This is a genomic window from Nakamurella deserti (assembly GCF_003260015.1).
Taxonomy (GTDB): Bacteria; Actinomycetota; Actinomycetes; order Mycobacteriales; family Nakamurellaceae; genus Nakamurella; species Nakamurella deserti.
The window spans coordinates 373,340-392,777 of the sequence record NZ_QCXS01000003.1; the positions used below are offsets into that span (position 1 = coordinate 373,340).

The following is a 19,438-nucleotide window of genomic DNA, read 5'->3' on the forward strand; positions in this document are numbered from 1 at the left end:
GGGCGGCTCGTTAGTCTCGTCGAGGTGTCCGCTCCCCCGCCCCACGTCCCGCTGGCCGAGGCCCTGACCGCCGGCCCCGTCGTGCTCGACGGTGGTCTCGGCACCCTGCTCGAGGCGCGCGGCGCGGACCTGACCTCGTCGCTGTGGTCGGCGCGGCTGCTGCGCGACGGGCCGGGAGCGATCGAGGCCGCCCACCGGGAGTACTTCGAGGCCGGTGCGCAGGTCGCGATCACGTCGTCGTACCAGGCGTCGTTCGAGGGTCTCGCGGAGCTCGGCACGGACCGGGCCGCGGCCGCCGCGCTGATGACCGCCAGCGTCGACATCGCGCGGCGGGCTCGGGATGTCGTCCGGCCGGACGGCTGGGTGGCGGCGTCGGTGGGACCGTACGGCGCGGTGCTGGCCGACGGGTCGGAATACCGCGGCGACTACGGGCTGTCCGCCGAGGAGTTGCGGGACTGGCACCGGCCGCGACTCGAGGTGCTGAGGGCGGCCGGCGCGGACGTGCTCGCGGTCGAGACCGTGCCCAGCCTGGCCGAAGCCGCCGCCGTGCTCGGTCTGATCGCCGGAACCGGGCACCCGGCGTGGCTGTCGCTGACCGTCGACGGCGAGCGGACCCGCACCGGTGAACCGCTCGACGAGGTCTACGCGATGGCCGCCGAGGTCCCCGAGATCATCGCGCTGGGGGTGAACTGCACCGCGCCGGACGACGTGGCCGCCGCGGTGGCGATCGCCGCCCGGTACCGGCCGGTGGTGGTGTACCCGAACAGCGGACAGGGCTGGGACGCGGTGCGGCGCCGGTGGACCGGATCGGCGGCGTTCGACGCCGACCAGGTGCGGGAGTGGATCGACGCCGGCGCCCGCCTGGTCGGCGGCTGCTGCCGGATCGGCCCCGCCGAGATCACCGCCGTCGCCGCCGCGGCACGGGGCCGCTGACCTTCCCGCTCCGCCGGCGCGGCACCCCGGGGGCGCGGCACCCGGGGGCAGTTCGGTACCCGAGGCGCGGCGCGGTACCCCGGGCGCGGCGCGAAACCTGGGGCGCGGGTCGCGGTCTCGGGCGGATAACTCTCACCGGTGAGAGTTATCCGCCCCGGGAGCAGCGGACCCCTGCCGGATGGGCGTTCTTCGACCGGAATCGGGGAGCTTTCCGCTCAGGTCGCGCTCCGCCCGGATGTGCAGCCGGGGCTCCCCACCCGAACCCCGGCCGCCCGCCCGAGGCCGGCTCCAAGCTCCGGTTCCGGCTCCGGTTCCGGTTCCGGTTCCGGCTCCGGCTGAGAGGCCCCGGTTCACAGGGCCGGTTCAGAGGGCCGGTTTACAAGCCCCGGTTCACAGGCCCCGGACGGCGTCGGCCAGCACGTCGAGGCCCTCGGACAGCAGGGCGTCGCCGATGACCAGCGGGGGCAGCAGCCGGATGACGTTGCCGTAACTGCCGCAGGTGAGCACGACGACCCCGGCGGCGTGACAGGCCCTGGCCACCGCACCGGCGGCGGCCGCATCGGGGTCGGTCGTCCCGCGCGCCACGAACTCGACGGCGATCATCGCGCCGCGGCCGCGCACCTCCCCGATCCGGCCGGTCTCGGCGGCCAGCGCCTCCAACCGCGGCCGGGCGATCGCCTCGATGCCGCGGGCCGCTCCGACCAGGTCCTCGGCCTCCATGGTCTCGATGGCCGCCAGTGCCGCGGCGCAGGCGATCGGGTTGCCGCCGTAGGTTCCCCCCAGGCCACCCGCGTGCACGGCGTCCATCAGCTCCGCCCGGCCGGTGACCGCGGCGAGCGGCATCCCGCCGGCGATGCCCTTGGCCGTGGTGATCAGGTCGGGCACCACACCCTCGTGATCGCAGGCGAACCAGTCGCCGGTGCGGCAGAAGCCGGTCTGGATCTCGTCGGCGATGAACACCACGCCGTTGGCGGTGCACCACTCCGACAGAGCCGGCAGGAACCCGTCGGCCGGCACCACGAAGCCGCCCTCGCCCTGGATCGGCTCGATCAGCACCGCGGCCACGTTGCCCGCCCCGATCTGCGTCTGGATCTGCGAGATCGCCCGCGCCGCGGCTTCCTTGCCGTCGAGGCCGTCCCGGAACGGGTAGCTCATCGGCATCCGGTAGATCTCGCCGGCGAACGGCCCGAACCCCGCCTTGTAGGGCATCGCCTTCGCGGTCAGGGCCATGGTCAGGTTCGTCCGGCCGTGGTAGGCGTGGTCGAACACCACCACCGCGGTCCGCCCGGTCGCGAGACGGGCGATCTTGACGGCGTTCTCGACGGCCTCGGAGCCGGAGTTGAACAGCGCCGTCTTCTTCGCGTGCGACCCGGGCGTCACCTCGTTGAGCTTCTCGGCGACGGCCACGTACCCCTCGTAGGGCGTGACCATGAAGCAGGTGTGGGTGAAGTGCGTGATCGCCTCCTGCACCGCGTCGACCACCCGCGGGGCGGCGTTGCCCACCGAGGCGACGGCGATGCCCGAGCCGAGGTCGATGAGCGAGTTGCCGTCGATGTCGACGATGACCCCACCCGCGGCGTCGGCCACGTACACCGGCAACGTGGACGCCACCCCGTCGGACACCGCGCCGCGGCGTCGCTCGTGCAGCGCAGCGGATCTCGGCCCCGGCACGGCGGTGACGAGCCGGCGCTCCTGCGGCAGGCCGGCGGTGGCGGCGGCGGCGGTGGTGTCGGGGGCCAGCGTGGTCACGGGCAACGCCTCTCGGAGAATGTCACGACGGTCACTGCAATCGAATGCTTTACAGCGGCACCAGGATGCGGTTTAGTATCACCAAACCCCTGCGGTTTAGCAATACCAAACCCGGAGCCGATGGAGGTGGTGGAGGTGCCCGAACCCGACGACACCGCCATCGCGCCATCCGGGATGGGCCAGGCCGGTCCCCGGCTGCGCGAGATCCGCGTGGAGCAGGGGCGGTCCCTGGCCGCCGTCGCCAGTGCGGCCGGCGTTACCAAGGGCTTCCTGAGCCAGGCCGAACGCGGCCTGACCCGGGTCTCGGTGCCGACCCTGCTGCAGATCTGCGGCGTCCTCGGCGTCGGCATCGGCAGCCTGTTCGACTATCCGGAGACCACCGTCGTGGCGCCGGTTCCGCTGGACATGGGCGGTATCGGCGTGCAGGAGTACCTGCTCACCCCGGCGTCGGAGAAGCTCGTCCAGGTCATGCGCACCCATCTGCAGCCGGGTGGTGGTTCGGGCGGCGTCTTCGCACTCGACACCGAGACCATCTTCGTCACCGTCCTGCGCGGTTCGTTCGAGCTGGTCATCGAGGGTGAGCCGCGACTGCTCGGCACCGGCGAGTCGACCACCTTCGGCGGCCGCAGCCAGCACGAGTGGCGCAACCCCGGCGCCGACGCCGCCGAGGTGCTCTGGGTGCTCGCGCCCCCGCTGCCCGGCGACCGCGCCCGCCCGGGAACGACCTGACCGCACCGCATCCCGCGCCCGACACCGGCGTCCGCCACCGTCCGCCCCACCGCCCGCCCGACCCCCTGGAGCCCCGATGACCGTCCCGTCCGCCACCATCTCCGCCCTGATCGACCGCACCCCGACCAAGCTGCTCATCGGCGGCGACTGGGTCGGCACCGGCCGCACGTTCTCCGTCGAGAACCCCGCCACCGAGGACACCCTCACCGAGATCGCCGACGCCGGCGTCCCCGAGGCGGTCGCCGCCCTGGACGCCGCGGTCGGCGCGCAGGAGGCGTGGGCGGCCACCGACCCCCGCCAGCGCGGCGAGATCCTGCGCAAGGCCTTCGAACTCATCACCGCCCGCGCCGACGACTTCGCGCTGCTGATGACGCTGGAGATGGGCAAGCCGCTGTCCGAGGCCCGCGGCGAGGTCACCTACGGGGCGGAGTTCCTCCGCTGGTTCTCCGAGGAGGCCGTCCGCATCGCCGGCCGCTACGCCGTCGCCCCGTCCGGCGGCACCCGGCTGATCACCATGAAGCAGCCGGTCGGCCCGGTGTACGCCATCACCCCGTGGAACTTCCCGCTGGCCATGGGCACCCGCAAGCTCGGCCCCGCGCTCGCCGCCGGTTGCACCGTCGTCATCAAGCCCGCCGCGCTGACGCCGTTGACCACGCTGGCGTTCGCGCAGGTGCTCTCGGAGGCGGGCCTGCCGGACGGCGTGGTCAACGTCGTCACCACCACGAAGTCCGGTGACGTCAGCAAGCGCATCATCAGCGACCCGCGGCTGCGCAAGCTGACCTTCACCGGCTCCACCCCGGTCGGCCAGCAGCTGATCGCCCAGTCCGCCGAGCAGGTGCTCAAGGTGAGCATGGAGCTCGGCGGCAACGCCCCGTTCCTGGTCTTCGGCGACGCCGACCTCGACAAGGCCGTCGACGGGGCGATGCTGGCCAAGATGCGCAACATCGGCGAGGCCTGCACCGCGGCCAACCGGTTCATCGTCCACGAGTCGGTGGCCCCGGAGTTCTCGCGCCGGTTCGCCGAGCGGATGGGCGCGCTGAGCGTCGGCCCCGGGTACGAGGACGGCATCCAGGTCGGCCCGCTGATCGAGCAGAAGGCCGTGAACAAGGTCAACGAGCTGGTCGCCGACGCGGTCGACTCGGGTGCGACGGTGCTGACCGGCGGGTCCGAGATCGACGGCAAGGGCTACTTCTACCGTCCGACCGTGCTGACCGACGTGCCCCCCACGGCCGACGTCTTCCACCAGGAGATCTTCGGCCCGGTCGCCCCGGTGACGACGTTCAGCTCCGACGAGGAGGGTCTGCTGCTGGCCAACGACACCGAGTACGGGCTGGTGGCCTACGCCTTCACCTCCGACCTGAGCCGGGCGCTCAAGGTCGCCGAGGGCCTGCAGACCGGCATGGTCGGCATCAACCAGGGTGTGGTCAGCAACCCGGCGGCGCCGTTCGGCGGGGTCAAGCAGTCCGGGCTCGGCCGCGAGGGCGGCAACGAGGGCATCGACGAGTACCTGGAGACGAAGTACGTCGGTATCGCGCTCTAGGGCGCTGCCGCGGTGGCGGGTGTCGGGCGGCCGACACCCGGCCGCCGGGCGCCGCAGGCCGCCGACCCACCGCAGCCGGTGTCGGGCTGCAGTCGGTCGTCCACAGCGCGTACCGCACCCGCGTTCGTGCTGGTCGGCGGAGGGTCACCGGGTAGGATCGGCACAGGGCCACAGGCCCTTCGTCGGGTCCGCCCGGCCCTCGCCGCTCCGCCGGTGGGTGCCGTCGTGGCCCGGTGTGAGTCACATCGAGGAAGGCCCGCATGCGCTACATCCGGCAGATCCACCTGGAGTACCCGGCCACCTCCAACCAGCACATCTCGCAGATCCGGTTCTCCATCACGCCCACGGGTGCGATGTCGACCGAGACCCGCGCGTCCGTGGTGCGCAACATCGAGAACCGTTGGCAGAGCTACTACTGGTACGACGAGCGCTCCGGCGAAGAGGGCAAGGTGACCACCGGCAGCACCGACTGGGGCACCAAGTGCATCGCCACCGTGCACGACTCGGCCGCGGAGGACCTGCTCAAGCTCCCCCGCTTCTGACCCGTCAGCGGACGGACGCTCCCTCCAACGCGAGGAGCGTCCGTTTCGCCTCGACACCGCCGAGGTAGCCGCCGAGCGCCCCGTCCGAACGCACCACCCGGTGGCACGGCACCACGATGGGGACCGGGTTGGTCCCGCACGCCGTCCCCACGGCCCGCACCGCCCGTGGATTCCCGGACAACCCGGCGACCCCGCCGTAGCTGGCCACCTCGCCGAACGGCACCTCGGGCAGGTGCTCCAGCACGGTCCGCCGGAACCCGGCCGCCAACCGCAGGTCGACCGGCACGTCGAACACCCGCCGCCGCCCGCTGAAGTACTCCTCCAGCTCCCGCGCCACCGCGTCCAGTCGCCGCGGCGCGTGCAGCACCCGCGGGCTGATCCGCTCGGCCAGCGTCGCCAGCACCGCGTCGAACCCGAGGCTCTCGAACGCGACCCGCACCAGGCCGGCGTCGGTCCCGGCCAGCAGCAGCGGTCCGACGGGGCTGTCGATCGTGCGGTAGGCGACGTCGACCAGTCCGGCGGCGTCGGCCTCGGCGACCAGCCGCGCGTGCAGGCGGTCCAGCGCCACCGGCTCGGTCATCACGTCGAACAGGCTCACCACAGCACCTCCACGGATGTTAGGGCGCGCCGCAGCGCGGCGACCCCGTCGGCGGCCGACCGCCGGGCGGCGGCCTCGCTGTTGCCCAGGATCGCCGCGACCTCCCGGTACGGCAGACCTCCCAGGTGGTGGTAGGCCACCGCCTGCCGTTGCCCCGGCGGCAGCGCGGCCAGTGCGGCCCACAGGGCGGCGTCGGGTTCGGCCCTGGTCGCCGCCCGCTCCGGCAGCTCCCCGACGGGCACCGGCCGCCGTCCGCGGGCCCGGCCCTGGTCGACCGCCTTGCGGTGGGCGATGGTCACCAGCCAGGCCTCGACGTTGGCCGTCGCCGGCAGCTCGGGGTAGGCGCGCAGCGCGGCCAGGAACGTCTCCGACCACGCGTCCTCGGCGTCGGACGGACCGACGACGGCCCGGCAGACCCGCAGCACGGTCGGACCGTGCCGGGTCACCACGTCCTCGAAGGGCGGCTTCACGACAGGTAGACGCCGGCGATCGAGCATTCGTGAGCTGCCGGCATGCAGGGACGGTACGTCAGCTGGTGGTGTCACGATCGATTGATGAACGAACGCCAGTGAACAGCACCGAATGAGCGACAGGCAGCCCGGGACTTGGCCCGTCGGTCCGACCGGCTGCGCAGCCGCCAGCTTCGCCGACTGCTCGACGAGGTCGACGACGACCCCGATGTCGAGAACCGACTGGAAGAGGCTCTGATGATCCACCCTGGACCCGAGGCCGCCGCCCGGGCTCTGTTCGGTATGGCGCGCAGCTCATCGACGAGCTCTGCGCCGCGATCGGAGAGGACCGCAACGCCCTGGTCGTCCGGGTGCTGCGCTGACTACGCGACCGACGTGGCCAGCGCCTCCGTCGGCTGCACGACCACGGTGACCTGGTCGCCCGGGGACAGCGCCGACACCTCCGGTGCCGACAGCTGCGCGATGACCAGGGTGTCGTCGCGGAGCCGGACCTGCACCCGCCCGTGGGCCCCGAGGAAGCTGGTCGCCACCACGCTCGCCGCGCCCGGGCCGTCGGCCCCCGGACCGACCCGGACCGCCTCCGGCCGCACCAGCACGGTCACCGGACCGCTCGTGGGCGACCCCGGCAGCAGCGGCACCCGGGAGCCGAGCACGTCGGCGACACCGCCGGACGCGGTCCCCGGCAGCCGGTTGGTCGAGCCGATGAACTCGGCGACGAAACTCGTGGCCGGTCGGTTGTAGATCTCGTCGGGCGCGGCGATCTGCTCGATCTTCCCCTCCCGCATCACCCCGACCCGGTCGGCGACGGCGAGCGCCTCCTCCTGGTCGTGGGTGACGAACAGCGTGGTGATGCCCACCTCGAGCTGGATGCGGCGGATCTGGTCCCGCAGCTGCACCCGGACCTTCGCGTCCAGCGCGGACAGCGGCTCGTCCAGCAGCAGCACCTGCGGCCGGATGGCCAGCGCCCGGGCCAGCGCGACCCGCTGCTGCTGTCCGCCGCTCATCTGGTGGGCGTACCGGTCGGCCTGCGCCGACAGCCCGACCAGCTCGAGGTTCTCCGCGGCCCGCTTCGCCCGCGCGGCACCGTCGACCCCGCGCAACCGCAGCCCGAACTCGACGTTCTGCCGGGCCGTCATGTGCGGGAACAACGAGTACGCCTGGAAGACCATGCCCATGTCGCGCTTGTTCGTCGGCACCCGGGTGATGTCGCGGCCGTCGACGACGATGCGCCCCTCGTCGGCCTCCTCGAGCCCGGCGAGCACCCGCAGCGCGGTCGTCTTGCCGCAACCCGACGGGCCCAGCAGCACCACCATCTCGCCCGGCGTCATCGCCAGCTGCATGCCGTCCAGCGCGCGGACGGCCCCGAAGCTCCGCCGCAGTCCGGCCAGCTCGACGGTGACACCCTCGGTGGCGGCGGCACCGGCGGGTGACGCAGAGGACGCGGAGGACGCGGAGGACGCTGACGACGCGGTGGCGGTCACGGAGTGGCCTTTCGGGACGTGCGGGAACTGACCAGGGAGAGCAGGAACAGCAGCACGAAGCCCAGCGCCAGGGCGACCAGCGCGAGCGCCGACGCGGTCTTCACGTTGTTCTGGCCGACCAGGAAGATCGCCGTCTGCAGGTTGCGCCGAGCGAGCAGCGAAGCCACCGTGTACTCGCCGAGCACCAGGGCCAGCGAGATGAAGCTGGCGCTGACCACGGCGGTGCGGATGTTGGGCAGCACGATGCGGAACATCACCGTGCCCCAGCTCGCCCCCAGCGACCGGGCGGCCTCCGACAGCGTGCGCACCTCGATGCTGTCCAGCCCGGCGTCCAGTGCCCGGTAGGCGAAGGGCAGGACCAGGATGGCGTAGATGAAGCACAGCCACACGCTGCCGGTGCCGAGCACGTCGGCCACCCGCCGGTACACCGGCCCCAGACCCACCACCAGTACGATCGCCGGGATGGTCAGCGGCAGCAGGCAGATGAACTCCATCGCCCGCCGCAGGTAGGGCACCCGCAGCCGGATCCAGATCATCGTCGGGATGAGCAGCAGCAGCATCAGCACCAGCGTCGCCACCACCAGCAGCAGCGAGTTGAGCAGGCCCTCGCGGATCAGCCCGCTGGACGGGTCCGACGAGGTGGCGATCTGCAGGATCGGGTCCCAGGCCGACCAGTCGCGGCCCCCGCCCCGCAGCCGGCTCGACGAGTCCAGCAGCGACAGGATCGGCACCGCGAAGAACAGCAGCACCAGCGTGACGATCGCCCAGCGGAAGATGCGCTGCGAACGGCGGCGCCCGGCGTGCAGCGAGCGCCCCTGGTCCGGCGGGGTCTCGGTGATGCCGGCCAACGTCGCGGTCATCGGGACTCCTTCATCGGATCCACCGGGAGGCCCGGCGCTGCATCCAGGCGTAGAGCGCCATCACGATCGCGACGATGACGACCATCAGGAAGGCCAGCACCTTGGCCGTGTTCTGCTGGTCGCTCACGACCTCACCGGACAGCGCCCCACGGATCTGCAGGGCGAGCAGCGGGTTGGCCTGGCTGATCAGGGCGGCCGCGGTGGCGTAGGCGGAGAAGGCGTTGGCGAACAGCAGCAGCACCGAGGAGACGAACGCGGGCATCAGGATCGGCCCGGCGACCCTGGTCCAGTACGTCCAGGTCGAACCGCCCATGGTCTCGGTCGCCTCCCGCCACTGCGGCCGGATGCCGTCCAGCGCGGGCAGGAACACGATCACCATCAGGGGGATCTGGAAGTAGGCGTACACCAGCACCAGCCCGGGGAACTCGTAGAGCCAGGCCGTGGTGATCCGGGTGCCGGTGAGGTCGAAGAGGATCTGCGTGACGCTGCCGTTGCGGCCGATCGCGGCGATGAAGCAGAACGCCAGCATGACGCCGCCGAACTGGGCGAGCACCGAGCAGACCGCCAGCACCGTGCGGCGCAACCGGCCCTCGGGGTCGGCGGTGGCCAGCGCGTAGGCCAGCAGGCCGCCGATCACCGCACCGGTGACCGCCGAGATGGCCGACAGCCCCAGCGTGGTCAGGGTGGCCGAGCGCACCGACGGAGTGTTCAGCAGCGACAGGTTGGACAGGGTGAACGCCCCGTCGTTGCCCTGGAAGGCGCCGACCACGACGATCAGCGTCGGCAGGACGAGGAAGATCCCCACGTAGAGGAAGAACGGCACGGTGGGGGCGAGAACGCCCAGCCGGCCACCGCGGCGCCGGCCGCCACCCGCGGGGGTGACGGCCGGCGCGACCGGAGCGGTCATGGGGTGCGGATCCGGCGGCTCAGCCGTTGATCTTCGGCCAGCCGGCCGCGATCAGCTCGGTGGCCTTCGCGATCTGGTCGGCGGTCTGCACGACCGGGGTCTCCGAGCTCGGCAGCGCGTCCAGGTACTCCTGGTTGATGGTGCCGGCCTCGACCATGGCCTCCTGCAGGACCGGGTTGGCCCCACCCTTGAGCCACATGTTCTGGGCGTCGGCGGAGTAGAGGAACTCCTGCCACAGGCGGGCCGCCGCCGGGTGCGGGGCGTCGACGTTGATCGCCTGGTTGTAGTACGAGCCCAGCGCGGCGCCTTCGGGGATGAAGACCTTCCACTCGATGCCCTCGGCCTCGAGCGCCTTGGCGTAGCCGGGCATGTTGTACGACCAGTCGAACACCGCGCCGGCCTCGCCGGACTGGATGATCGCCGGGGTGATGTCACCGGGGTACAGGTTGCCGGCGTCCTTGACCTTCTGGAAGAAGTCCAGGCCGGGCTGGACGTCGTCCAGCGAGCCGCCGTTGGCCAGCGCGGCCATCACGACACCGTTGAAGGCCGCACCGGCCTGGGTCGGGTTGCCGTTCGGGCCGACGACGCCGGCGAACTTCGGGTCGAGCAGGTCGTCGATGCTGGTGACCTCCCCGTAGGTGGTGGCGTCGTAGCCGATGGCCATCGTGCCGGTGTAGTCGTTGACCCACAGGCCGGAGGCTTCCTTGTTGACGTCCGGGATGTCCTCCCAGGCGGCCACCTTGTACGGCGCGAAGTAGGCCGTGGACTGCAGGGTGACGGCGGTGCCCAGGTCGAACACGTCCGGAGCGACGTCGGTGCCCTTGTTGGTCTCCGCCGCGGCGATCTCGTCGGCCGAGGAGGCGTTCGGGTTCTGCTCGGTGACGGTGATCTCGGGGTACTTCGCCTTGAAGGAGGCGATGATCTCGCCGTAGTTGGCCCAGTCCGGCGGCAGCGCGATGACGTTCAGCGCGCCCTCGGCCTTCGCCGCGGCCTCCAGGCCCTCCATCCCGCCGAAGTCGGCGAGCGAGGTGGCGGTCGCGGCCTCACCGGACGCGGTACCCGGGGCCGACGAACCGGACCCGGTGGAACCGGCCGTGGTCGAACCGGCCGTGGTCGACGAACCGGAGGTCGTCGAGGACGAGGCGGCGGGCGAGGTCGACGACGGCGTGCTGCTGCCCGTCGTGCTGGAACCACCGTCGCTGGAACCGCATCCCGCGACGACGAGGGCGAGGGCGGCCAGAGCGGCCACCGCCCCGGTGCGTGGCGCGGAGCGCGAGAAGAGGGAATTGCGCACGAACGACCTCCTGGGTCAACCGGTGTGCCGTGGACGGAGCAGGGACAACGGGTGAATGTGTTGCGAAGGGCGAACCGCCTCTCGCATGGCGCTCACTGTGACATCTGAATACACCATGAGGGGCGTTCAGGGGTCACCTGACGTGAACGGCTGGGTAACGGACCGTTATCGTCACGCAATCGACAACTAGCCGTGCGGGCGCCGCCCGGGGAATCTCACCCGGCTGCCCGGCATACCTGAGGCGTTTACCACGTTGTGTAGGTATGCCGGAATGCCGGTGTTACGGTTCGCTCACAGGTTGCCCACCGGTGGCGTCCCGGCCATCTGATCTGGGCATTCCATTCACCGTCCGTGTGTGAGTCCCCCGCGCGGTCCCCGGTGCCACCCGGCACCACATCGTTTCCTTGTGCGGTCGAAACCACGGCTGCGCGCGGCCTCGTCGCCGCTGGACGTCGTCAGGAGGGTCAGCCGTGTTTGAAACCATCGAACCGTTCGCAGCCAGGACAGCCGGGCCCGACCCCGTGCGCTTCGCCGTCCTCGGCACCTATCCCCCCACCCAGTGCGGGCTGGCCTCCTTCGCCAACTCCCTGCTGGAGGCCCTGCGTTCACCGCGGGACGACGTCCGCGTCCTCGGCATCGTCGACGAGCCCAGCGCCGACCGGCACCCCGACGTGGCCCACGAATGGGTCCGCAACGCCGACGGGGCGGTCGCCGCCGCCGCCGACCACCTCAACGGCTACGACATCGCGATCATCCAGCACGAGTACGGCATCTACCCCGGCCGTGACGGTGTCGTCCTGCTCGACCTGTTGCCGCTGCTCACGGTGCCGACGGTGACGGTCCTGCACACCGTCCTGGTCACGCCCAGCGAGTCGCAGCGCAGCATCCTCGAAGCGCTGGTGGCGCACAGCGTGGCCGTGGTGACCATGACGCACACCGCCAAGGAGCGGCTGATCGCCCACTACGACATCGACCCCACCAAGGTCCGGGTCATCCCGCACGGCGCCGCCGACAACCGCCCGTCGCTGCGCGAGGTCCGCTCCGCCGACACCGCGCCGCTCACCGGTGAGCACGCCGACCGCGCCCCGGTCGTGCTGACCTGGGGACTGCTCGGCGAGGGCAAGGGCATCGAATGGGCCATCGAGGCGATGGCCGGCCTGCGCGACCTCAGCCCGCAGCCGCAGTACCACGTGGTCGGGCAGACCCACCCGAAGGTCGTCGAGCGCTTCGGCGAGCGGTACCGCGAGAGCCTGGTGGCCCGGGCCGTCGAACTCGGTGTCGAGGACGCCGTGCACTTCGACGCCCGCTACATCGACAAGACCGAGCTCAACGCGCTCGTCCAGCAGGCCGACATCGTGCTGCTCCCCTACGACTCCCGCGAGCAGGTCACGTCCGGGGTCCTCATCGAGGCGGTCACCGCCGGCAAGCCCGTCGTGTCGACCGGGTTCCCGCACGCCCGTGAACTGCTGGCCTCCGGCGCCGGCCTGCTCGTCGAACGCCAGGACCCGGAAGGGATGACCGCCGCCCTGCGCCGCGTCCTCACCGAGCCGGGACTGGCCGCCGCGATGGCCGCCGAGGCCACCCGGGTCGCTCCCGAGCTGCTCTGGCCGGCCGTCGCCGACGGCTACCGGCGGCTCGCCGCCGAGGCGCTCGGCACCGCCGACCTGCGCGAGTCCGCGTGACGGCTCCGGTCGCGGTTCCCTCCGCCGCGACCGCCGACACGACGGCGGTGTCGGATCGGCCGGCGGGGTCGGATCGGCCGGCGCTGCCGGCGGTGTCCTTCGCGCACGTGTACCGGCTCACCGACGACGTCGGTCTGTTCGAGCACGCTGAGTTCACCCGGCCCCGCGAGGAGCACGCCTACTGCGTCGACGACGTCTCGCGCGGCCTCGTCGCCATCGCCCGTGAGGACGCACCCGACGCCCGGCTCCTCGCACTCGGCGAGCTCTACCTGCAGTTCGTCCTCGACGCCCAGGCCCCGGACGGCCGCTTCGCCAACCGGCGCGCGCTGGACCGGCACTGGGAGGACGAGCCGTCCGTCGAGGACTGCTGGGGACGTGCCCTGTGGAGCCTCGGCACCGCCGCGGCCCGGTTGCCGCTGTCCGCCGACCGCGCCCTGGCCGCTTTCGACCGGGGTGCGACGCTGCGGTCGGAGTACCCGCGGGCGATGGCCTTCGCCGGACTCGGCGCCGCCGAGGTGCTGGCCGTGCACCCCGACCATGCCGGAGCCCGCGCGCTGCTCGCCGACTCCGTGGCGTCGGTCGGCGTCCCCGGCGACGATCCGCGGTGGTGCTGGCCCGAGGACCGGTTGCGGTACGCCAACGCCGCCCTCGCCGAGGTGCTGCTGCTGGCCGGCGCCCGCCTCGACGACGCCGCCGCCCTGGACCGCGGCCTGGCCATGCTGGGCTGGCTGTTCGACGTCGAATCCGTGCAGGGCCACCTGTCGATCACCCCGGTGGACGGCTGGTCGCTGGGCGAGCCCCGGCCCGCCTTCGACCAGCAGCCCATCGAGGTCGCCGCACTGGCCGACGCCTGCGCCACCGCCTTCTCCCTCACCGGCGACCACCGCTGGGCCGACGGGGTACGGCTGTGCGCCGCGTGGTTCCTCGGCTACAACGACGCGGCGGTGGCGCTGCACGACCCGGTCAGCGGCGGCGGCTGTGACGGCCTGCTGGTCTACGGCCGCAACGAGAACCAGGGTGCCGAGTCCACCCTGGCGCTGCTCTCCACCCTGCAGCAGGCGCACCGGATGCCCGCATCCCGGTAGCGGTGGGATAGCGTTCGGCTCCTATGAGTGACCAGCGGCGTCTCCTCACCCGCGGCTCCGTGGTCCTGCGACCGGATCCGACGCGCGTCATCGCCAAGCTCTTCCTGCCCGGCCAGGAGCTCGTGGCCAGCGGCGTCTCCCGCGCCGACGCGGTGATCGCCCGCGCGCTGGCCATCCCGGAGGACGAGGTCGACGCGCTGCTGGCCGACATCGTCGACCGCTTCGGCGGACGGCACCACGACCTGCCGGCGGTGTTCGACGAACACTGCGCGATGATCTCGCACCACCTGCCGGACGGCGCCGAGCCGAGCGAGGGGCGACGACGGCTGATCGGCGCCTACTGCACCCAGGAGTTCGCCGTCGAGGCGGCGGCGTTGTTCAACCCGTCGATGGTCCGCCACCCCGATCAGAGCGGACTCCCCGACGGCGCCCTGCGGTACGCGATGAGCGTCCGGGCCGTCGGCGAGGGCCACGTCTCCAGCATCGAGTTCCGCACCGGTGTGATCACCGCGGAAGGGGTCACCGTCGACGACCCCGGTCGCCGGATGGTCACCGGACGGGCCGCACCCGCCGAGATGAACCGCGACCGCCTGCGGGACGCGCTCTCCCTGGACCACGACGACGCCGACGCCGCCGACCCGGTGCTGCGTCTGCTCCGCACGTCGTTCAGCGCGACCCGGATCGAGGACGCCGTCGCCGACGCCCGCCACCAGGGCTTCACCGGCGCCGCCAACGACGCCGTCGTCGAACGCATCCGGCGGATCGCGCGGGGTCACTACCGTCTGGAGTTCCCCGCCGGGCCGCCGCTGTCCGAGCGGGTCATCTACCCCACCGGGGAGTCCGAACGGCAGGGCATGGAGGACGCCCGCTTCACGCTGTTCACCGCCGACGACGGCACCCGCTCCTACGTCGGCACGTACACCGCCTTCGACGGCCGCGAGATCTCCCCCCGGCTGATCCGCACCGACGACTTCAGCTGCTTCGAGATCAGCCCGCTGATCGGACCGGCCGCGACCAACAAGGGGATGGCGCTGTTTCCCCGCACCGTGGGCGGGCGTCATCTGGCGCTGTCCCGCTGGGACCGCGAGAGCATCACGCTGGCCACCTCCCCCGACGGCCACCGCTGGGACATCGGCCCGATCGTCCAGCGACCGACCCAGCCGTGGGAGCTGATCCAGCTCGGCAACTGCGGGCCGCCGATCGAGACGCCGGCCGGCTGGCTCGTCCTCACCCACGGCGTCGGTGCCGTCCGGACGTACGGGATCGGAGCGCTGTTGCTGGACCTGGACGACCCGACGACCCTGATCGGTGCGCTCCCGGAACCGCTGCTCACCGCCGACGCCGACGAGCGCGACGGGTACGTGCCCAACGTCGTCTACTCGTGCGGAGCGCTCGTGCACGGCGACCGACTGGTCCTGCCGTACGGCTGCAGCGACTCCTCCATCCGGATCGCCACCGTCGACCTCCCCGCCCTGCTCGACCGTCTCACCGCCTGACCCGCCCTACGGTGGGGCGATGAACCGCAGAGCCGCCGGTGCCGCGGCGCTGCTGCTCGCGTTCGTGCTGGTGCTCGCGGTGCGGGCGGTGGGCCACCCCGGCCTGCCCGGTTCGGCGACCGCAGCCCCGTTGCCCGGGCCGCCGCCCGTCGGGGCGTGCCTGCTGCTCACCGACGGCCGACCCGCCGTCGTCGACTGCGTCGCGCCCCACGACCTGGAGGTGACCGCCGGGGTCTCCGCCGACGCCACCCCGCCGACGCTGTCGCAGTGCGACGCGCGGACCGCCGGGTACCTGCCGCCGGTCGTGGTCGACGACTGGCTTCTCCCACTCGAGGTGCGCACCACGGTCGTGCCGGCACCACCCGGGCAGCGGTCGGCCGACCGGGGCTGGCAGGTCTGCGCCGTGCGTCCGGACACCGGGGAGCGATTCGCCGGCTCCGTCCGCGGCATGACCCTCGAGACCTTCCGGGGCGACGTCGTCGGCCGCTGCTCCGACGACCCCACCGGTCCGGCGGTGCCGTGCGGGGATCCGCACGCCGCCGAGCTGCTGGGCACCACCGACCGCAGCTACCCCGACGTCGACCTGGGCGGCGTCTACCTCGGGGTGGCGCTCAACGCGGGCAGCGTGCCCGACGCGGTCGGCGCGGACCTGGACGCCCGCTGCACCGCGTTGGCCGGGCGGTTGACCGACAGCGACGACCCCACCTACGACGGGCAGCTCGACCTGCGGGTACAGGTGCTGACCGTGGTGCCGACGGACGTCCCGGGGACCATCCGGGTGTACGCCTCCTGCGTGGCCGCCGGGCCGCCCGGCCGGGCGTTGACCGCGTCGGTCGTCGGTCTCGGTCCGGGTCCTCTGCCGTTGGACTGAACCGGTGTTCGATCCCGGGCCCTGCCGATGCACCGAGCCGGCGGTCGGCCCCGGGCCCCCTGCCGATGGACCGAGCGGTCCCCGCTCCCCTGCCGATGCACCGAGCCGGCCGTCAGCTCACCGACGCCCGGTGGTGCTCGTCGACGACGTCCAGGTAGTCGGGGTGCTTGCGGATCCAGCCGGCGATGAACGGGCAGAGCGGGATCGCGTGCCGACCGGTGTGCCGGACGTCGTCCAGGGCGGCCCGGGCCAGCGCCGACCCGACGCCGCGGCCCTCCCAGACCGGGTCGACCTCGGTGTGGGTGAACACCACCCGGCCGTCGTGGAAGCGGTAGTAGGCACCGCCGGCGGGTCGGCCGTCCACGGTCACGGCGTAGCGGGAGTGGTCCGGGTCGTCGGTGACGGCGATAGCGAGGTCGGTCACGGGGCGTCCTTCCGGTCGGGAGCGACCGGCCGGCGGGACCGCCGGCCGGAGAGGGCGCCGCCGGAGGTGGCGGCGGCGAGCAGGACGAGGACCAGGCCGAGCCCGGCGGGAACGCCCACGTGCAGCACCAGCAGCGCACCGACGACCGCGCCGGCGAACATCGCGGTCACGGCCAGCAGCCGGCGGGCCGCACCGGCCCGGTGGCCGGTGCGCAGGTCCGCAGCCAGTCCGGTGAGCGTCATCGTCAGCACGGTGGTGGTCAGATCGGGGACGGCGAGTCTGCGGGCGACGGCATTCTGAGCGCCCATGGCGAGTGCGGCGCAGGCGGCCACCAGCACGGCCGAAGTGTTGCCGGGCTCCACGGTGGTCACCGCGGCGACGACCAACGCGACGGCGACCAGCACGCACTCCACGGCGCAGGTCACCGTCAGCAACCGCGGCCGGTCCGCCGGGATCCGGTGCACCAGCTCGCCGCCCAGCCAGGCACCGGCCAGGAAGCCGACCAGCGCCGCGAGTGACGCCAGCAGCGCGAAGCCCGGGGCACCGGCCAACGCGAACCCGAGAAAGACGACGTTGCCGGTCATGTTGGCGACGAACACCCGGCCGAGGGCGAGCACACTCACCGCGTCGATCACCCCGGTGGCCACCGTCAGGATCACCAGCAGGGCGGGCAGTGCGCCGTGCGCGGGATCGCGCACCAGGCCGCGGAACAGGCCCGGACGCTGCGGCACGGCGCCTCCCCCTGACGGTCCCGCACAATGGGTGCGGTGTCGGTGCTGCTGGTGGTCCATCTGCTGTTCACCGCGGCCTACGCCGGGTTCCAGTGGACCGTACAGGTGGTGGTCTACCGGCAGTTCGGGCTGGTCCCGGCGGCCGCCTTCACCGCGTTCGAGGCCGCCCATCAGCGTCGGGTGACCTACGTGGTGGGTCCGCTCTTCGCCGGCCAGGCGATCACGTCGGCCGGGTTGCTGATCGCCGGCGACGGCGCGCTCCGCTTCGTCTCCATCGGGCTGTTCGCCGCTGTGCTGGGCGTCACCGGGCTGCTGGCCGTACCCCTGCACCGGCGGCTGTCGACGGGCTTCGACGCGGCCACGCACCGCTGCCTGCTGCGGGTCGATCTGGTCCGCGCCGGCCTCGCGACGGTCAACGCGATCGTGGCGGCGGCACTGCTGCGGTGACCCGATCCGGGGATCCCGGGTTTCCCGACGGACCCCGCCGGCCGTGTGTCACCATCCGTGCATGGACGCCGACCGCATCAGGACCCTGTTCCTCGAGTTCATGGCCGAGAACGGCCACGTGATCATCCCGCGCGCACCCCTGGTGCCGGCCGACGACCCGAGCACCCTGTTCACCGGGAGCGGCATGCAGCCGCTGCTGCCGTACCTGCTCGGCGCCGAGCACCCGGCCGGGCAGCGGCTGGCCGACAGCCAGACGTGCCTGCGCGCCCAGGACATCGAGGAGGTCGGCGACAACCGGCACACCACGTTCTTCGAGATGCTGGGCAACTGGAGCCTCGGCGACTACTTCAAGCGAGAGCAGATCCGTCAGGTGTGGACGTTCCTCACCGACCGGGTCGGCCTGGACCCGGAACGCATCTACGTCACCTGCTTCATCGGTGACGAGGCGCACGGCATCGGAAAGGACACCGAGGCCGCCGCCATCTGGACCGAGCTGTTCACCGCCGCCGGCATCAGCGCCGGCACCGCCGAGGTCGGGACCGAGGAGCACGCCGCCGCGGTCGGCACCGGCGGCGCGCGGATCGCCTTCTACGGCAAGAAGAACTGGTGGTGCCGGGGCGGCTCGGCGGAGCACATGCCGGTCGGCGAGCCCGGCGGGCCCGACTCGGAGATGTTCTACCTGTTCCCGGAGGTCGAACACGACCCCGCCTACGGCGAGCACTGCCACCAGAACTGCGACTGCGGCCGGTTCATCGAGATCGGCAACTCGGTGTTCATGGAGTACCGCCGCACCGCCGACGGGTTCGAGCCGCTGCCCCGCCGGAACGTCGACTTCGGCGGCGGGCTCGCCCGGATCGCGGCCGCGTCGATGGGCACCTCGGACGTGTTCCGGATCAGCCTGCTGTGGCCGATCGTGGCCCGGTTGGAGGAGCTGTCCGGGAAGAGCTACGAGGAGGCAACGGCGTCGATGCGCATCGTCGCCGACCACCTGAGGGGTGCGACGTTCCTGGCCGCCGACGGGGTGCGACCGAGCAACAAGGCGCAGGGCTACGTGATGCGCCGGCTGGTCCGGCGGGCCGTCCGCTACGCCTTCGACCTGGGCCTCGAGCAGGACTTCCTGCCCCGCATCGTCCCCACCGTCGTCGGCATCTACGAGCACTCCTACCCGGAGCTGCACCGGCACGAGGCCGAGATCGTCGCCGTCCTGGTCAAGGAGGAGAAGGCGTTCCGCCGCAGCCTGACCAAGGGGCTCAAGCAGCTGCGCGGACTGCGCCGCACGGGCGCGACCGGGTCCGACCTGTTCACTCTGCACGACACCTTCGGCTTCCCGGTCGAGCTGTCGACCGAGGAGGCCGGCCGGAGCGGCGTCACCCTGTCCGTGGACTGGCAGGCCGAGTTCGACGCGGCGATGGAGGACCAGCGGCTGCGTTCGCGCGGAGCCTCCGTCATGCATCCGTGACCGGTCTGCGCGGCCGGGTTGCCAACCGGTCGCGCAGATGGGTAGTGTTGCGCCCCTCGGGGGATGCGCACTTGGGGCGCCTCGCTAGGTTCAAGTCCTAGGTCCTCCACCACCTCGAGAACCGCTCCCCGCTCCGGCGG

At 72.4% G+C, this 19,438-nt stretch carries 19 protein-coding genes; 10 read left to right on the plus strand and 9 right to left on the minus strand.

Translation table 11 applies throughout. The annotated features are described in order from the left end of the window. The first annotated feature begins 24 nt into the window (after positions 1-24). On the plus strand, positions 25-933 hold the full coding sequence (gene mmuM, locus DB033_RS14925) for a homocysteine S-methyltransferase (protein WP_111767730.1): 909 nt from the start codon (positions 25-27) through the stop codon (positions 931-933). Between the two features lie 390 nt (positions 934-1,323). Here mmuM and gabT read toward each other — a convergent pair whose 3' ends face one another. Next, positions 1,324-2,673, minus strand: coding sequence for a 4-aminobutyrate--2-oxoglutarate transaminase (gabT, locus tag DB033_RS14935; RefSeq protein WP_170315590.1), 1,350 nt, complete (start codon positions 2,671-2,673; stop codon positions 1,324-1,326). A gap of 144 nt (positions 2,674-2,817) precedes the next feature. Here gabT and DB033_RS14940 point away from each other — a divergent pair, with 144 nt between their 5' ends. The 3 genes from DB033_RS14940 (at position 2,818) to DB033_RS14950 (ending at position 5,493) form a co-directional block, all read left to right on the plus strand. Further along, positions 2,818-3,411 carry a helix-turn-helix domain-containing protein gene (locus tag DB033_RS14940; protein WP_205843919.1) on the plus strand — a complete coding sequence of 198 codons (594 nt, stop codon included), beginning with the start codon at positions 2,818-2,820 and terminating at the stop codon, positions 3,409-3,411. 76 nt (positions 3,412-3,487) lie between these two features. After that, complete coding sequence (locus DB033_RS14945) at positions 3,488-4,951, plus strand: NAD-dependent succinate-semialdehyde dehydrogenase (protein WP_111767731.1); 1,464 nt, start codon at positions 3,488-3,490, stop codon at positions 4,949-4,951. A gap of 260 nt (positions 4,952-5,211) precedes the next feature. Next, positions 5,212-5,493 (plus strand): hypothetical protein, encoded by a 282-nt coding sequence (locus DB033_RS14950; RefSeq protein WP_111767732.1) that lies wholly within the window; start codon positions 5,212-5,214, stop codon positions 5,491-5,493. A gap of 4 nt (positions 5,494-5,497) precedes the next feature. Here DB033_RS14950 and DB033_RS14955 read toward each other — a convergent pair whose 3' ends face one another. From DB033_RS14955 to DB033_RS14980, 6 genes are all read right to left on the minus strand, one after another. Continuing rightward, complete coding sequence (locus tag DB033_RS14955; RefSeq protein ID WP_111768339.1) at positions 5,498-6,073, minus strand: methylated-DNA--[protein]-cysteine S-methyltransferase; 576 nt, start codon at positions 6,071-6,073, stop codon at positions 5,498-5,500. Positions 6,074-6,087: 14 nt separating this feature from the next. Continuing rightward, positions 6,088-6,588, minus strand: coding sequence for an RNA polymerase sigma factor (locus DB033_RS14960; RefSeq protein WP_111767733.1), 501 nt, complete (start codon positions 6,586-6,588; stop codon positions 6,088-6,090). 335 nt (positions 6,589-6,923) lie between these two features. Beyond that, entirely contained in the window at positions 6,924-8,042 is a 1,119-nt protein-coding gene (locus DB033_RS14965) for an ABC transporter ATP-binding protein (protein ID WP_205843920.1), read from the minus strand. Then, positions 8,039-8,902 carry an ABC transporter permease gene (locus tag DB033_RS14970; protein WP_111767734.1) on the minus strand — a complete coding sequence of 288 codons (864 nt, stop codon included), beginning with the start codon at positions 8,900-8,902 and terminating at the stop codon, positions 8,039-8,041. Before DB033_RS14970 ends, DB033_RS14965 begins: the two co-directional genes overlap by 4 nt. A 10-nt stretch (positions 8,903-8,912) precedes the next feature. Then, positions 8,913-9,809 (minus strand): ABC transporter permease, encoded by an 897-nt coding sequence (locus DB033_RS14975; protein WP_111767735.1) that lies wholly within the window; start codon positions 9,807-9,809, stop codon positions 8,913-8,915. Positions 9,810-9,828: 19 nt separating this feature from the next. Continuing rightward, positions 9,829-11,103, minus strand: coding sequence for an ABC transporter substrate-binding protein (locus DB033_RS14980; RefSeq protein ID WP_205843921.1), 1,275 nt, complete (start codon positions 11,101-11,103; stop codon positions 9,829-9,831). 470 nt (positions 11,104-11,573) lie between these two features. Here DB033_RS14980 and DB033_RS14985 point away from each other — a divergent pair, with 470 nt between their 5' ends. From DB033_RS14985 to DB033_RS15000, 4 genes are all read left to right on the plus strand, one after another. Further along, on the plus strand, positions 11,574-12,785 hold the full coding sequence (locus DB033_RS14985) for a glycosyltransferase (protein ID WP_240615922.1): 1,212 nt from the start codon (positions 11,574-11,576) through the stop codon (positions 12,783-12,785). Between the two features lie 92 nt (positions 12,786-12,877). Beyond that, on the plus strand, positions 12,878-13,870 hold the full coding sequence (locus tag DB033_RS14990; protein WP_240615923.1) for a glycosyltransferase: 993 nt from the start codon (positions 12,878-12,880) through the stop codon (positions 13,868-13,870). 23 nt (positions 13,871-13,893) lie between these two features. After that, positions 13,894-15,366, plus strand: coding sequence for a glycoside hydrolase family 130 protein (locus tag DB033_RS14995; protein ID WP_111767737.1), 1,473 nt, complete (start codon positions 13,894-13,896; stop codon positions 15,364-15,366). 19 nt (positions 15,367-15,385) lie between these two features. Further along, positions 15,386-16,237 (plus strand): hypothetical protein, encoded by an 852-nt coding sequence (locus tag DB033_RS15000; protein ID WP_111767738.1) that lies wholly within the window; start codon positions 15,386-15,388, stop codon positions 16,235-16,237. Between the two features lie 112 nt (positions 16,238-16,349). Here DB033_RS15000 and DB033_RS15005 read toward each other — a convergent pair whose 3' ends face one another. Further along, on the minus strand, positions 16,350-16,661 hold the full coding sequence (locus tag DB033_RS15005) for a GNAT family N-acetyltransferase (protein ID WP_170315564.1): 312 nt from the start codon (positions 16,659-16,661) through the stop codon (positions 16,350-16,352). Continuing rightward, positions 16,658-17,392, minus strand: a complete 735-nt coding sequence (locus DB033_RS15010) for a YoaK family protein (RefSeq protein WP_205843922.1) — start codon at positions 17,390-17,392, stop codon at positions 16,658-16,660. Before DB033_RS15010 ends, DB033_RS15005 begins: the two co-directional genes overlap by 4 nt. 36 nt (positions 17,393-17,428) lie before the next feature. Between DB033_RS15010 and DB033_RS15015 the strand changes: the two genes are divergently transcribed. Further along, the gene (locus tag DB033_RS15015) at positions 17,429-17,839 is read left to right on the plus strand and encodes a hypothetical protein (RefSeq protein ID WP_205843923.1); all 411 of its coding nucleotides are present in this window, start codon (positions 17,429-17,431) and stop codon (positions 17,837-17,839) included. 61 nt (positions 17,840-17,900) lie between these two features. Beyond that, positions 17,901-19,298: an alanine--tRNA ligase-related protein gene (locus DB033_RS15020; RefSeq protein WP_111767741.1), complete on the plus strand. Its 1,398-nt coding sequence runs from the start codon at positions 17,901-17,903 to the stop codon at positions 19,296-19,298. Positions 19,299-19,438 lie beyond the last annotated feature (140 nt).